Source organism: Nocardia sp. bgisy134 (genome assembly GCF_965341865.1).
Classification (GTDB): Bacteria; Actinomycetota; Actinomycetes; order Mycobacteriales; family Mycobacteriaceae; genus Nocardia.
In genome coordinates this window covers 325,523-339,164 of record NZ_CBDQZP010000005.1, presented here as the reverse complement: position 1 = coordinate 339,164, position 13,642 = coordinate 325,523, and the positions used below count along the sequence as shown (strand labels likewise).

The 13,642-nt window shown below is 69.6% G+C and carries 12 protein-coding genes; 5 read left to right on the top strand and 7 right to left on the bottom strand.

Annotation, left to right across the window (positions count from 1 at the left end; translation table 11 throughout):
• Positions 1–6 precede the first annotated feature (6 nt).
• The 4 genes from ACRWNM_RS12370 (at position 7) to ACRWNM_RS12355 (ending at position 7,468) form a co-directional block, all read left to right on the top strand.
• On the top strand, positions 7–714 hold the full coding sequence (locus tag ACRWNM_RS12370) for a GntR family transcriptional regulator (RefSeq protein ID WP_431966734.1): 708 nt from the start codon (positions 7–9) through the stop codon (positions 712–714).
• Between the two features lie 11 nt (positions 715–725).
• Entirely contained in the window at positions 726–4,346 is a 3,621-nt protein-coding gene (gene uca, locus ACRWNM_RS12365) for an urea carboxylase (protein ID WP_431966732.1), read from the top strand.
• A complete protein-coding gene (gene atzF, locus ACRWNM_RS12360; RefSeq protein WP_431966730.1) occupies positions 4,347–6,080 on the top strand; it encodes an allophanate hydrolase in 1,734 nt (577 codons plus the stop codon). It begins immediately after the preceding gene.
• Between the two features lie 152 nt (positions 6,081–6,232).
• On the top strand, positions 6,233–7,468 hold the full coding sequence (locus ACRWNM_RS12355; RefSeq protein ID WP_431966728.1) for an FAD-dependent monooxygenase: 1,236 nt from the start codon (positions 6,233–6,235) through the stop codon (positions 7,466–7,468).
• Here the strand turns inward: ACRWNM_RS12355 and ACRWNM_RS12350 are convergent.
• The 7 genes from ACRWNM_RS12350 to ACRWNM_RS12320 form a co-directional block, all read right to left on the bottom strand.
• A complete protein-coding gene (locus ACRWNM_RS12350; RefSeq protein WP_431966726.1) occupies positions 7,444–8,148 on the bottom strand; it encodes an arsenate reductase ArsC in 705 nt (234 codons plus the stop codon). The two genes, ACRWNM_RS12355 and ACRWNM_RS12350, sit on opposite strands and share 25 nt — an antisense overlap.
• Positions 8,149–8,506: 358 nt before the next feature.
• Positions 8,507–8,998: a hypothetical protein gene (locus ACRWNM_RS12345; protein ID WP_431966724.1), complete on the bottom strand. Its 492-nt coding sequence runs from the start codon at positions 8,996–8,998 to the stop codon at positions 8,507–8,509.
• Positions 8,999–9,409: 411 nt separating this feature from the next.
• The gene (locus ACRWNM_RS12340) at positions 9,410–9,931 is read right to left on the bottom strand and encodes a hypothetical protein (RefSeq protein WP_431966801.1); all 522 of its coding nucleotides are present in this window, start codon (positions 9,929–9,931) and stop codon (positions 9,410–9,412) included.
• A gap of 67 nt (positions 9,932–9,998) precedes the next feature.
• On the bottom strand, positions 9,999–11,234 hold the full coding sequence (locus ACRWNM_RS12335) for an NAD(P)/FAD-dependent oxidoreductase (protein WP_431966722.1): 1,236 nt from the start codon (positions 11,232–11,234) through the stop codon (positions 9,999–10,001).
• On the bottom strand, positions 11,231–11,416 hold the full coding sequence (locus ACRWNM_RS12330; protein WP_431966720.1) for a rubredoxin: 186 nt from the start codon (positions 11,414–11,416) through the stop codon (positions 11,231–11,233). The genes ACRWNM_RS12335 and ACRWNM_RS12330 overlap by 4 nt, the downstream gene beginning before the upstream one ends.
• Positions 11,413–11,601 (bottom strand): rubredoxin, encoded by a 189-nt coding sequence (locus ACRWNM_RS12325; protein WP_431966718.1) that lies wholly within the window; start codon positions 11,599–11,601, stop codon positions 11,413–11,415. Before ACRWNM_RS12325 ends, ACRWNM_RS12330 begins: the two co-directional genes overlap by 4 nt.
• Positions 11,601–12,818 (bottom strand): alkane 1-monooxygenase, encoded by a 1,218-nt coding sequence (locus ACRWNM_RS12320; protein WP_431966716.1) that lies wholly within the window; start codon positions 12,816–12,818, stop codon positions 11,601–11,603. Before ACRWNM_RS12320 ends, ACRWNM_RS12325 begins: the two co-directional genes overlap by 1 nt.
• 187 nt (positions 12,819–13,005) lie before the next feature.
• Here ACRWNM_RS12320 and ACRWNM_RS12315 point away from each other — a divergent pair, with 187 nt between their 5' ends.
• A complete protein-coding gene (locus ACRWNM_RS12315; protein ID WP_431966714.1) occupies positions 13,006–13,623 on the top strand; it encodes a TetR family transcriptional regulator in 618 nt (205 codons plus the stop codon).
• Positions 13,624–13,642: the final 19 nt, after the last annotated feature.

Below are 13,642 nucleotides of genomic sequence, written 5' to 3'. Positions count from 1 at the left end.
ACACGCATGTCGACACGGGTGGCCACGCTGGCCGATGCAGCGGGACGGCCGTTGCGGGACGTGGTGTATACGACGTTGCGCGATGAGCTGATGAATGGGGACATCAAGTTCGGGGAGCGGCTGACCGAGCCGAAACTGTCCGCGCGCTTCGGTATTTCGCGCACGCCGATCCGCGAGGCGCTGACTGTGCTGTGTTCGGACGGGCTGTTGCGCCGCGAAGAGTACGGCTTCAGCCCGGTGCGGCCGAGCATCCCCCTGATTCGCGACCTGTACGAGTTGCGAATCACCCTGGAACTGGGCGGGATTCAGCGCGCCATCGGCAATCCCGAAGTGCGCCACGATCACGCGCTGCTGGAGGCCGAACGCGCGAGCTGGCTCGAGTTGCAGGCCGATCCGCCGGCGCAGGAGCCGGGTTTCGTGGTGCGCGACGAGGAATTCCACGTCACGCTGCTCACCGCGGCGGGCAATGCCGAACTGGTGCGCGCACTGAAATCGGTGAACTCCCGGATCCGGCACGTGCGCATGTACGACTTCATGGTCAACAACCGGATCGAGACCACGATCACCGAGCACCTCGCGATCCTCGAGGCGGTGCTCGCCGAGGACCTGTCGCTGGCTTATCGCCTGCTGCACACCCACATCGGGGAATCTCTGGACGTCGTCTTGGAGCGGGTCACCCGCGCCATCACCGCGATGTCGCTGGCAACTGAATAGGGGACCGCACCGTGGATTTCGATACTGTCCTCGTCGCCAATCGCGGCGAGATCGCGGGCCGGGTGCTGCGAACCGCGAAGTCGCTCGGCCTGAAGACCGTCGCCGTCTACTCCGACGCGGACGCCGCGGCGCCGCACGTCGAATTCGCCGACGCCGCGGTACGGCTCGGCCCTGCGCAGGCCGCCGAGTCGTATCTGCGCGCCGACCTGGTGATCGAAGCGGCGCTGGCGACCGGAGCGGGTGCTATCCACCCCGGCTACGGATTCCTCTCGGAGAACGCCGATTTCGCGACGGCGGTGGCCGAAGCGGGCATCGCGTTCGTCGGCCCGACACCGGCGCAGCTGCGCATCTTCGGCGACAAGCACACCGCACGCGAGGCCGCGAAACGAGTCGGCGTGCCGCTGATTCCCGGGAGCGGCCTGCTGGATTCGGCCGAGCACGCGGTGGCCGAGGCGGAGCGGATCGGTTTTCCGGTGATGCTCAAGGCCGTCGGCGGCGGTGGCGGCATCGGCATGCAGAGCTGTTTCACCGCGGACGAACTCCGCGCGGCCTACCTCCGGGTGCAGCGCCTCGCCGCGACGAACTTCTCCTCGACGGGTGTCTTCCTGGAGCGTTTCGTGGCGCGCGCCAGGCACGTCGAGGTGCAGCTGTTCGGCGATGGGCACGGCCGGGTGGTCAGCCTCGGCACCAGGGACTGCTCGTTGCAGCGGCGCAACCAGAAGGTGATCGAGGAAGCGCCTGCGCCGGGGCTCGGCGAGGAGCTGACGGAACACTTGCTCACCGCGTCCAGAGAGTTGGCCGAATCGGTCGGCTACCGCTCCGCGGGCACGGTGGAATTCGTCTACGACTCCGAGCGCGGCGCGGCCTCGTTCCTCGAGATGAACACCCGGCTCCAGGTGGAACACCCGGTGACCGAGGCGATCACCGGCGTCGACCTGGTCGAATGGATGCTGCGCCTGGCGGGTGGGGACGCCACCATGCTGGACGACATGCCCGCGACCGGCCCGGCCCAGTCCGGGTGGGCCGTCGAGGCCCGGGTCTACGCCGAGGACCCCGGCCAGGACTACCGCCCGAGCGCCGGACTCGTCACCGCCGCCGAATTCGCCTTCGGCGTGCGCGTCGACACCTGGGTCGGCACCGGCACCGAGGTGAGCCCGTACTACGACCCGCTGCTGGCCAAGGTGATCGCCGCGGCCCCCACCCGCGACGCCGCGCTGGACAGCCTGGCCGACGCCCTCGCCGAGACCCGGATTCACGGCGTGCAGACGAACATCGCCCAATTGCACACCGCGGCAACGGATCCGCGGGTGCGCGATGCGGCACACGGCACCGGAACGCTGGCCGACATCCATCCTTCGGCGGCGCGCATCGACGTGCTGCGCGGCGGAACCATGACCACCATCCAGGACCTTCCTGGCCGAATCGGCTTGTGGGAGGTGGGCATTCCGCCGTCGGGCCCGATGGACGACCTCTCGTTCACCGGAGCCAATATCGCCGTCGGCAATCCGCCGGGCCTGCCCGCGCTGGAGTGCACGCTCCAGGGCCCGCGCCTGCGCTTCGCCACCACCACGGTGGTCTGCGTGACCGGCGCGGACGCGCCGATCACCGTCGATGACACGCCAGCGCCGATGTGGGAACCGATCACGATCCCCGCGGGCGCGGTGCTCGACATCGGCGCGCCGACCGACACCGGCCTGCGCACCTATCTCGCCGTGCGCGGCGGCCTCGACGCCCCGCTCTACCACGGCAGCGCGTCCACCTTCACCCTCGGCGGATTCGGCGGGACCACAGGCAAAGCCGTTGCGGCGGGCGATGTCCTGCACATCGTCACCGACGGTGCGGCGATCGGTGAACCCGCGGCGGAGCCGGGCCGATCCACGGCAACGCCGGTGCGACCCGAGTTCACCCACGAGTGGCAGCTGGCCGTCGGCATCGGCCCGCAGACCGCGCCCGCCTATTTCACCGACGCGGACATGGCACAGTTCGCGGCGCATCCGTGGCGGGTGGGCAGCCACGCCAACCGCACCGGCATCCGGCTGGAGGGCCCCAAGCCGGCCTGGTCACGGGCCGACGGCGGCGATGCCGGACTGCACCCGTCGAACCTGCACGACAACCCCTACAGCGTCGGCGCGCTCAACGTCTCCGGCGACACCCCGATCCTGCTCGGCCCGGACGGACCGAGCCTCGGCGGTTTCGCCTGCCCGCTCACCGTGATCTCGGCGCACCGGTGGAAACTCGGGCAGCTGCGCCCCGGCGACACCGTCCGGTTCGTGCCCGTCGACGACGACGAGGCCACCGAGCTGCGCCGCTCCGACGATCGGCGCGCGAAGGCGACGGTATCCCCCGCCCGCGACGCACTCGGCGATCGCGGCGTGCTCGGCACCGCGCCCGGCGATGCCGACCGGCCGCGGGTGACGTACCTGCGCGGCGGCGACGACAACATCCTCGTCGAATACGGCGAGATGGTGCTGGATCTCGGCCTGCGCATGCGGGTGCACGCGCTCGCCGAGGCGCTGGCGGCGGCGGGCCTGCCCGGCATCGTCGACGTCACCCCGGGCGTGCGCTCGCTGCACATCCACTTCGATCCGGACGTGCTCGCCCAGCACCGGCTGCTCGGCACGCTGGCCGAGTTGGAAGCGGAGCTGCCCGCGACCCACGACCTGGTGGTGCCGAGCCGGACCATCCGGCTGCCGCTCTCGTTCGACGATCCTTCCATCGCCGAGGCGATCGACCGCTACCGCAGCGGCGTGCGCGACACCGCGCCGTGGCTGCCCTCGAACACCGAATTCATCAGGCGCATCAACGGACTCGACAGCGTCGAGCAGGTGCGCGACACGGTGTTCGACGCGGAATACCTGGTGCTCGGGCTCGGTGACGTGTATCTCGGTGCGCCGCTGGCCGTTCCGCTCGATCCGCGACACCGCTTGGTGACCACGAAGTACAACCCGGCGCGCACCTGGACCCCCTCGGACGCGGTCGGCATCGGCGGCAAGTACCTCTGCGTGTACGGGATGGCCTCGCCCGGCGGTTACCAGCTGATCGGCCGCACCGTGCCGATCTGGTCCAGCTACCGGCAGTCCGCGCCCTTCGAGCCGGGCACCCCGTGGCTGTTCCGGTTCTTCGACCGCATCGTCTGGGAGCCGGTGAGCCCCGAGGAACTGCTCGAGCACCGCGCGGCGGCTGCCGCGGGCCGGTTCGACGCCGAGGTCGGCGATGGCACCTTCGCGCTGGCCGACCACCTGCGCCTGCTCGCCGAGAACGCCGCCTCCATCGCGGAATTCGAGGAGCGGCAGACGGCCGCGTTCGAGGCGGAGAAGCGCGCGTGGCACGCGGCGGGCGAGTTCGAGCGCACCACGACCGCACCGGCTCCGCAAGAACCCGTCGCCGATCCGTTGGCCGGGCTGCCCGCCGACGCCACCGTGGTGACGGCGCCGATGATCGGCAATGTGTGGCGCGTCGAGGTCGAGGAGGGGCAGCGGCTCGACGCCGGTGCGCCGGTCGCCATCCTGGAGGCCATGAAGCTGGAGCTGCCCGTGCACAGCCCGGGTGCGGGCACGGTGCTCAGGGTGCTGACCGCGCCGGGCGCCAAGGTGGCGCCGGGTACCCCGCTAGCAGTGATCGGAGTGGACTGAATGACCGCTGGCGTTCCATGCACCACCGCCCATCGGGACTCGCCCACCGCGCGGGTCGCGGCCGCCTATCGGCGCATCGCCGAGGTGGATCGCCCCGAGGTGTGGATCACGCTGCGACCCGAGCACGAGACCGTCGCCGACGCGGCCGAGGTGGAGCGACGGCTGGCCGCGGGCGAGACGCTGCCGCTGGCCGGACAGCTGGTCGCGGTCAAGGACAACATCGACGTGGCGGGCTTGCCCACCACCGCGGCCTGCCCCGAATTCGCCTATCCGGCAACGGTTACCGCGGCAGCCGTCGCACGGCTGCAAGCGGCAGGGGCGATCGTGCTCGGCAAGACGAACCTGGACCAGTTCGCCACCGGCCTGGTCGGTACCCGGAGCCCGTACGGCGCGGTCCGGCATGCCCATCGTCCCGAACTGATCTCCGGCGGCTCGTCCTCGGGTTCGGCCGTCGCGGTCGCGCTCGGACTGGTGGACATCGGCGTCGGCACCGACACCGCCGGGTCCGGGCGGGTGCCCGCGGCGCTGCACGGCATCGTCGGCCTCAAAGCCACGCTGGGGATCATTCCCGCGCACGGCCTCGTCCCGGCCTGCGCGGACTATGACGCCGTCACGGTGTTCGCGAAGGATCTCGACGGGGCGGTCGCCGCCGCGGCCGTGATGGCCGGGCCCGATGCGGGAGACCCGCGCAGCCGCGCCTGGCCCGCCGACATGCGGTTCGCCGCGCCGCGAACTCCGCGCCTCGCGGTGCCGCGCGCCGCCGACCTCGCCGTCCTGACCGACGACTACCGCGACGCCTTCACCAGAACCGTTGCCGCCGTGGCCGATTCCGGCATCGAGACGGTCGAGCTGGACATCTCGCCGCTGCTGGACGCCGCCCGCTTGCTGTACGACGGCGCGATCGTCGCGGAACGCTATGCCGCGGTGGGGGAATTCCTGGCGACCCGTCCGGCGGGCGCGGATCCCACGGTGGCGGCCATCATCGGCGCGGCCGCGTCCACCACCGGCCCAGCCTTCGCCGCCGACCTCGACGCGTTGACCCGTGCCCGTGCCGACGCGGCGCTGCTGCTGCGGGACTGCGACGCGCTGCTGCTCCCGACCACCACCGAGCACCCGAGTATCGCCGCGGTGCAGGCGGATCCGGTCGACATCAACCGGCGCATGGGCACCTACACCAACTTCTGCAACCTGCTGGACATGGCCGCCGTCGCCGTTCCCGGCGCGGCAACCGCGGCGGGCGCTCCCTTCGGCGTGATGGTGGTGACGCCCGCCTTCGGCGATCAGGTCGCGATCGATATCGCCGCCCGCGTGAGCGGCCTGGAGCAGGCGCCCCTCCTGGTCCGGGACGGCGTGCAACTGGCCGTGTTCGGCGCGCATCTGCGCGGCCAGCCGCTGCACTGGCAGCTCGAGGGGATCGGCGCCCGGTTCGCCGGGGAAATCCGCACCAGCGATGCCTATCGGCTGACCGCCCTCGACACCGTGCCCGCCAAGCCGGGGCTGGTCCGGCACGGCGCGGGACTCGGCGCGCCGATTCTCGGCGAGCTGTTCACGGTCTCGCGCGCCGGGCTCGGCGGCTTCCTCGCGGAGCTGCCCGCGCCCATGGCGCTGACCAGCATCGAACTCGACGACGGCCGGTCGGTCATCGGTTTCGCCTGCACCTACGACGCCGCGCTGGCCGCCACCGACATCACCGAATTCGGCGGTTGGAAGGCATACCTGAACGCCGCCAACTGATTCCGCGCCCGATGGCCCGGCAGCTGCCCGCTGCCGGGCCATCGTCGTCCGAACGCCCTGGTCGGCGCCGTTTCAGACATTTGTACTAGACAAACGTTCAACCCGTCTGTTAGACATTTGTCTTAGACATTCGATCTAACGAGGAACAGACCATGAGCATCTCCCACAGCCCGAACTCCCCGCGCGTGCTGATCAGCGGCGGCGGCATCGGCGGCAATGCCGTCGCGCTGCAACTGCTTCGCGCAGGCATCCAGACCACCGTCGTCGAGCGCGCCGCCGCGCCGCGTCCCGGCGGGCAGGCGGTCGATCTGCGCGGAACCAGCCGCGACGTCGCCGAGCGTATGGGCCTGATGCCCGGCATCAAGGCCAGGCAGCTGGACGAGCGCGGCATGCTCTACGTCGACGCCGCGGGCCGGGAGACGCTGCGCATGCCCGCCGAACTGTTCGAGGGCAAGGGCGGCGTCGCCGAAATCGAGATCACCAGGGGCGATCTGAACGAGGTACTGCTCGACGCGCTGGCGAAGGAGGGCGGGGTCGACTACCGCTACGGCGAGTGGATCACCGAGGTCCGGCAGGACACCGCGGGCATCGAGGTCACCTTCGCCTCAGGCGCCGTCGAGCGCTTCGACATTCTCATCGGCGCCGACGGACTGCACTCCGCCACACGGCGATTGGTGTTCGGACCGGAGCAGGACTTCGCGACCTACCTGGGCGGCTACATGTCCTTCTTCACCATGCCGACCCCGAAAGACACCGAGCCGCACTGGTTCTCGATGCACTCGCTGGTCGGCGCGACGGGCATCGGCCTGCGCCCGGACGCCGATCCGGCGACCTCCAAGGCGATCATCATGCTGCGCGCCGCCGCCGATCCCGCGCTGCGCCGCGATGTCGAAGCGCAGCAGCAGTTCATCAGGGAGCGCCTCGCGGGCGGCGGCTGGCATTCGGGCGTCATCACCGCCGCGATGACCGAAGCCGAGGACTTCTACTTCGACGAACTCGCCCGCATCGACATGCCGAGCTGGATCAGCGGCCGGGTCGCCCTGCTCGGCGACGCCGGATACTGCGGTTCGGCGCTGACCGGACAGGGCACCGCGATGGCACTGGTGGGCGCCTACGTGCTGGCCGGTGAAATCGCGACGCACGCAACGGATCCGGAGCGCGCGTTGTCTCGCTACGAGGAAGTGTTGCGCCCCTTCGTCGCCAAGGCGCAGGAGCTGCCGCCCGGCGGTCTGCGGTCGATGACCCCGAAGACCAGGTTCGGCATCCGCGTGGGCCACGCGGTGTCCCGATTGATGACGACCAAGGTGATGAAGCCGCTGATCATGCGGATGCTCACCGCGACCGAGTCCTACGAGCTGCCCGACTACTCGGCGCAGTCGGTCGGCTGAGCTCTGCGGTCATCGCCCACCGACACACCGAGTTCCGCGAGCAGGTCCTCGACCCGCCGCCCGACGTCGTCGCGGATGGGCCGCACCTGCTCGACCTCCAATCCGGCCGGGTCCTCGATGATCCACTCCAGGTAGCGCGGACCCGGCACCAGCGGGCAAGTGTCTCCACAGCCCATCGTGACGATGACGTCGGCGGCCCGAATGATCTCGTCGGTCCACGGTTTCGGGTATTCGCCCGAGATGTCGATCCCGACCTCGGCCATCGCTTCGACCGCCGCGGGATTGAGCTGCGCGCTCGGCTCCGAGCCGCCCGACCAGGCCACCGCCCGCCCGCGTGCGAAATGCGAGAAGAAGCCGAGCGCGATCTGGGAGCGGCCCGCGTTGTGCGTGCACAAAAACAAGACGATCGGACGCGGTTGCGCCACTTTGCCTTCCACCTTCGCCCTGGCTTCCAGCTGCTGGCGAGCAAATCGTTCCGCGAGCACCGGCAGGTACAGCGTCACCGTAGCGCGCGCGACGAACGCCTCGTACGACGAAAAGAGGTAACCGACAACGATTTCCGGCGCGAACATGGTGGCGAACTCGTCGAGCAACCGCTTTTCGGCAAGGCGCAACTGCGTCTCGTGATCGAGGGCCAGCAGGCGATAGGCAGGCCCGGTCGGTGTGACCGATCGTTCCATCCATCCAGCGTGACAGCCGGACGTTCGCAGCCGCAAACGAACTTACCGTGAACGCCGCTCACCGAGGTGACAACGATGGGGCGGGCCGGTTACCCCTCGTGAACCGGCCCGCCCATACCTTCGGGCGGAACTCCTGGCCTGCGACCGGACGGTTACCTTCGGCAGGGGGCGATCCTCCTTCGCCCGCCAGCTCCAGGAAGAGCCGTCGATGGCGCCGCCGGAGGGATCCGGCCGGGTCGGTCACCCCTCGTTGGACCGACCCGGCCGGGTTATCCCCGGGGCCCGAGCTGTCACCCCTCGTGGACAGCTCGCGCCCGGTTCCCACCCCCGGTGGTGGCTTGTCCCCCCTTCCCCTTGGTTACTGGCAGTACTCGAAGGTGCCGAGTACGGTGCGGCCGTCCTTGATCAGGTAGCCGGTGGCGGCGAGATCGGTACTGGCGACCGGGTTCTCCCCGTCCGGCGCCAGCCACTCGACCTGCTGCACGACCTGGTAGGCGTTCGGGTCGTTGCGCAGCACCTTGACCTCGGTGTCGTCCATCTCGGCGGGCTTGGTGTCGGTGGCCTTGCCCTTCTCCCACTCCCCCGCGCTGGCCAGCGTGTGCTGGGCGGCGTCGTAGACGACGGTGCGGTACCGGATCTGCTGGTGCTCGCCGGGGCGGTAGCCGGGCTGGGCGTAGACGACCGGGGCGGCGATCTCGATCTCGATCCGGTCGTCCTTGTGGGTGCAGGTGGCCTGGCCGGTGAGCGCGACACCGGGGACGCCGGTATCCGCCGCGGCGGCGCCCGCGCCGAACACCAGGGCGGCGGTGGTCGTCGAGAGAGCGAGGGCGGTGGTCAGCTTGCCGATCATCGTCTGTGCGTCCTTCGTGAGGTCCGTGGTTCCGGTCGATCCGGTGTTGTCACAAACAATGCGGCCTGCGTCTTGGCGCGGGCTTAAGAACACCTTGCATGGACGAATCCCCAGGTAGATCGGGATTCGCTAACACTTCCGCGCCGCGCGAGCGATGATGGAATCGGTGTGATCGATGATTGGAGCGACGATGGAAACCGTGGTGGTCTGGATCCTTGCCACAATCCTGTACTGGTGGGGTCTGCTGTAGTGAAAGTGCAACCTGGCCGCACGTTCGGCCAGGTCTCCCTCGAGTTCGATCCGCCGTATTTCGGCGAACCGAAGAGTCGCTTGGGGCTCGTTCCGCCGACCTTCCGATGACCAAAACGACCGCGCACCCGGCCTTTTCGGCCGGGGGCGTTCGTGGTTCGCTCAGCGAGCAGATTCGGCGGCCAGCGCCTCGACGGCCTCGTCCGGTTCCGCGTCCGGTGCGTCCAGCCCGCGTTCGCGCAGCAGAACCAGCGAGAGCGCGGCGGCGAGCACCGAGCAGGCGGCCACGACGAAGGTGGTCGACATCCCGGAGGTGAAGGCCGCCCGTGCGGCCTCGGCAAGGCCGCCGTCACCGGTGGCGGCGCTGATGACCAGCGCGTCGGAGATGGACTGGCGACCGGTTTCCGGAGCGCCCGCGGGCATCGCGTCGGAGCAGGTGCTCGACAGCACCGCGCCGAGCACAGCGACGCCGAGGGCGGCGCCCGCCTGCTGGATGGTGTCGTTGAGCGCCGAGCCGACGCCCGCGTACTCACCGGGCACCGCGCCCATCAGCGCGCCGATCGTGGCGGGCATCGCAAGACCGAAGCCGCCGCCCATCACGGCCATGGCGAGCGCGGGCAGCCAGAAGCCCGAATTCGGCTCCAGCAAGGTGAGCATCCCGAAGCCCGCGGCGGTGATCGTCAGGCCGACGGCGGTGATGCTGCGGTTGCCGACCTTGCTCGCCAGCGCGGCCCCGACCCCGTTGCAGGGGTCAGCGCTGCGCGACGCCGACGCGATGACGGGTGACGAGTTCGGCCAGGTCCAGCGATTCGTCGGACCACGCGACGAGGTCGAGAACCGCGCCGTGACCGATCAGCTCGCGGGCCGCGCGGATGTCCGACGGCCTGGCGATGGCGACCGCGCCGACCAGGCGACGACGGCGCAGGGCGAGGACGGTGAAGTTCGGCTCGGCGAGCGTGCCGCGCAGCACGAAGTCGTCGTCGTGCCGCATCCGGCCCGCGAACTGGAGATTGATCCCGTACTGGGTGGACCAGCCCCACGAGACATCCTGGCGGGCAACCGGTTTGCCGAGCATCGACTTCGCGGCGGCCACGCCCTGCGCCAGCGCGCTGTTCCAGTGCTCTGTGCGTTCGTGCGCGCCGAGGTCGGGATCGAACCGGTTGGCGGCGTCGCCCGCCGCGTAGACCCCTGGCGCGGAGGTGCGATAGTGCTCGTCGACGAGGACGCCGTTGTCGACGGCCAGGCCGGCCGTCTCGGCGAGCTCGGTGTCGGGAACCGAGCCGATGGCGATCAGCGCCACGCCCGCCCCCCATATCCGGCCGTCGCGCGCGGTCGCCGTGACACCGTCCTCGTGACCCTCGAGACGGGTCAGCGTCACCTCGTCCAGAATCTCGACGCCGTTGTCGGCGTGCAGCTTTCGGTAGAACGAGCCCACCGAGGGCGGGGCGACGCGGTCGAGCGGGGCCGATCCGGCATGCACGACGGTGACTTCGGCCCCGAGCGACCGGGCGGTCGCCGCGACCTCGCATCCGACCAGGCCGCCGCCGACGATCAACAGTGATTTGCCCGCGTCGATCGCCGCGCGCAGCGGCCCGATGTCGGCGGCGCCGCGCAGCGTGTGCACATGGCGCTGCGGGGCGGGCAGGCTGCGGGCGCGCGCGCCGGTCGCCAGCAGCAGGCGGTCGTAGCCGAGCTTCTCGCCGCCTGCCAGTCGCACTTGCCGCCGCTCGGTGTCGATGTCCTCCACCGTGACGCCGGTGCGCAGCTCGATGTCCTTGTCACGCCAGGACTCCGCGGTGTCGAGCAGCGTCCTTCGCTCGACCGCGGCGCCCGCCAGCATCTCCTTCGAGACCATGGGACGCCGGTACGGCAGGCCGTCTTCGGCCCCGACCAGCACGATGCGTCCCGAATACCCTTCGGCGCGAAGGGTCTTGGCCGCGGTGGCGCCCGCGACCCCCGCGCCGACGATCACGATCCGTTCGGTCATGCGCGACTGACCTCGACCATCTCGAAATCCGCTTTGGCCGCGCCGCAATCGGGGCAGGACCAGTCGTCGGGGATGTCGTCCCAGCGGGTGCCGGGCTCGATGCCGTCCTCGGGCCAGCCGAGCGCTTCGTCGTACTCGAAGCCGCACTGCACGCATTGGAAGAGTTTGTAATCGGTTTTCATAGTTCGTGTCCTGCTGTAGTGATGGAAGGGTTTTCGAAGTCGAGCTTTTCCCGGACGCCGCAGTCGGGGCAGCACCAGTCGTCGGGCACCGCGGACCACGGCGTGCCCGGCGGGAAGCCCTCGCGGGGCGCGCCCGCGACCTCGTCGTAGGTGTAATCGCAACCGGGACAGCGGTAGACGGCCATCACCGCACCTCGTACTTCGCCAGCACGCGCTCCCGCTTGCTCGGCTGGATGTTCACCCGGGTGATGTCACCGTCGTAGTGCGCGAGCACACGGTGATCCATCACCTTGCGCCACAGCGGGGGCAGATAGGCCAGCCCGATCATGCTGGCATAGCCGCTCGGTAGGTTCGGCGCGCCATCCATGCTGCGCAGGGTCTGATACCGCCGGGTCGGGTTGGCGTGATGGTCGCTGTGCCGCTGCAGGTGGTACAGGAAGATATTGGTGACGATGTGGTCGGAGTTCCAGCTGTGCTCCGGCGTGCACCGCTCGTAACGGCCCGACGCGGCCCGCTGCCGCAGCAGGCCGTAGTGCTCCAGGTAGTTCACCGTCTCCAGCAGCGAGAAACCGTAGACCGCCTGAATGATCAGGTACGGCAGCACGACCGGGCCGAACACCGCGACCAGCGCGCCCCACAGCACCACCGACATCAGCCAGGCGTTGAGCACGTCGTTGTGAATCGTCCACGGGCTCTTGCCCATTCGCTGCAGGCGGGTCTTCTCCAGCTCCCAGGACGAACGCAGGCTGCCCGACACGCTCCGCGGCAGGAAGGCCCAGAACGTCTCGGCGAAACGCGCGCTGGCCGGGTCCTCGGGTGTCGCGACACGCACGTGGTGGCCGCGGTTGTGCTCGATGTAGAAGTGGCCGTAGAACGTCTGGGCGAGGGTGATCTTGGACAGCCAGCGCTCCAGCTCGTCCTTCTTGTGGCCCAGTTCGTGCGCGGTGTTGATGCCGACGCCGCCCATCGTGCCGATGCTCAGCGCGAGGCCGATCTTCGAGATCAGCCCGAGGCCGCCGTCGATGCCGAGCCAGGACAGGTCCGTCGCCGTCCACAGATAGCAGGCGAACACCAGGCTCATCAGTTGCAGCGGAATGTAGGCGTAGGTGCAGTACCGGTAGTACTTGTCGTTCTCCAGCTGCTCCATCACCTCTTCCGGCGGGTTCTGCCCGTCGGGACCGAAGAAGCGGTCCAGGATCGGCAGCAGCACGTAGACCAGCAGCGGGCCGATCCACCACCAGACCGGCGACACCTCCTGCAGCCCGAGCTCGTTGAACACCCAGACCAGCCAGGTCGCGAGCAGCACGGTGGTGGGCGCCACCAGGCCGAACAGCCACAGATAGCGCTTGCGGTCGCGCCATTGCAGCGCCTGTGCGGGCGCATCGGTTGGGGATGTCGTCATTCTCGATCTCCTCGGGGACTTGCGCGCGGTCCGGGCAGAAGCCGGCGCCCGGACCGGGTAGGCACTCGCGCCACTGCGGTGTGGTGTCGAGCACTTTACAAACGTGCTCTCTTGTCCAATTGGAATACACCCAGTGCATAAGTGTCAATAGCTCAGACAAATCGTGCTGATGTGTACGATGGATGACGTGCCTGAAGCGTCGAGTTTTCACACCCGGATGCGCTTACTGCTCCGCGAGCGCGTTATCGAGACCGCGCGCGAACTCGTGTGCACCGAGGGCTGGGGTGCGGTGAACATGTCGCGCGTGGCCAAGGAGGTCGGCGTCAGCCGCCCGGTCCTCTACAAGGAGATCGGCACCAAACAGGACCTCGCCGACCTGGTCATCCGGCACGAGTTGGAGACCTTCCTGGTCGGCATCGACGACAGCCTGGCCGCGCATTCCGACGACGTGATCGCGGGCCTGACCGCCGCGGTCGGCTACACGCTGCGCACCGGCTCCGACAACGAACTGCTCGGGGCCGTGTTGTCCGGGCGCTCGCCCGCCAACGCCGCCTTGCTGCCGACCCTGATGACCGAGCCCGAGCCTGTCCTCGGCCGGGCGCTGGGCGCGGTCACCGGCGCGGTGCGCGCGCGGTACGCGCTCGCCGAACTGTCGGACGACGAGCTCGCGACGCGCATCGAGACCGTCATCCGGCTGACCCTCAGCCATCTCTTCCAGCCGCTCGGCCCGGTCGAACGTGCCGTCGGGCAGATCGGCTCGGCGCTCGGGGCATTGTTCACGCCGGTGCGAGCGACGGTTTCCTGACGGGCCGCAGGGCCGAGCG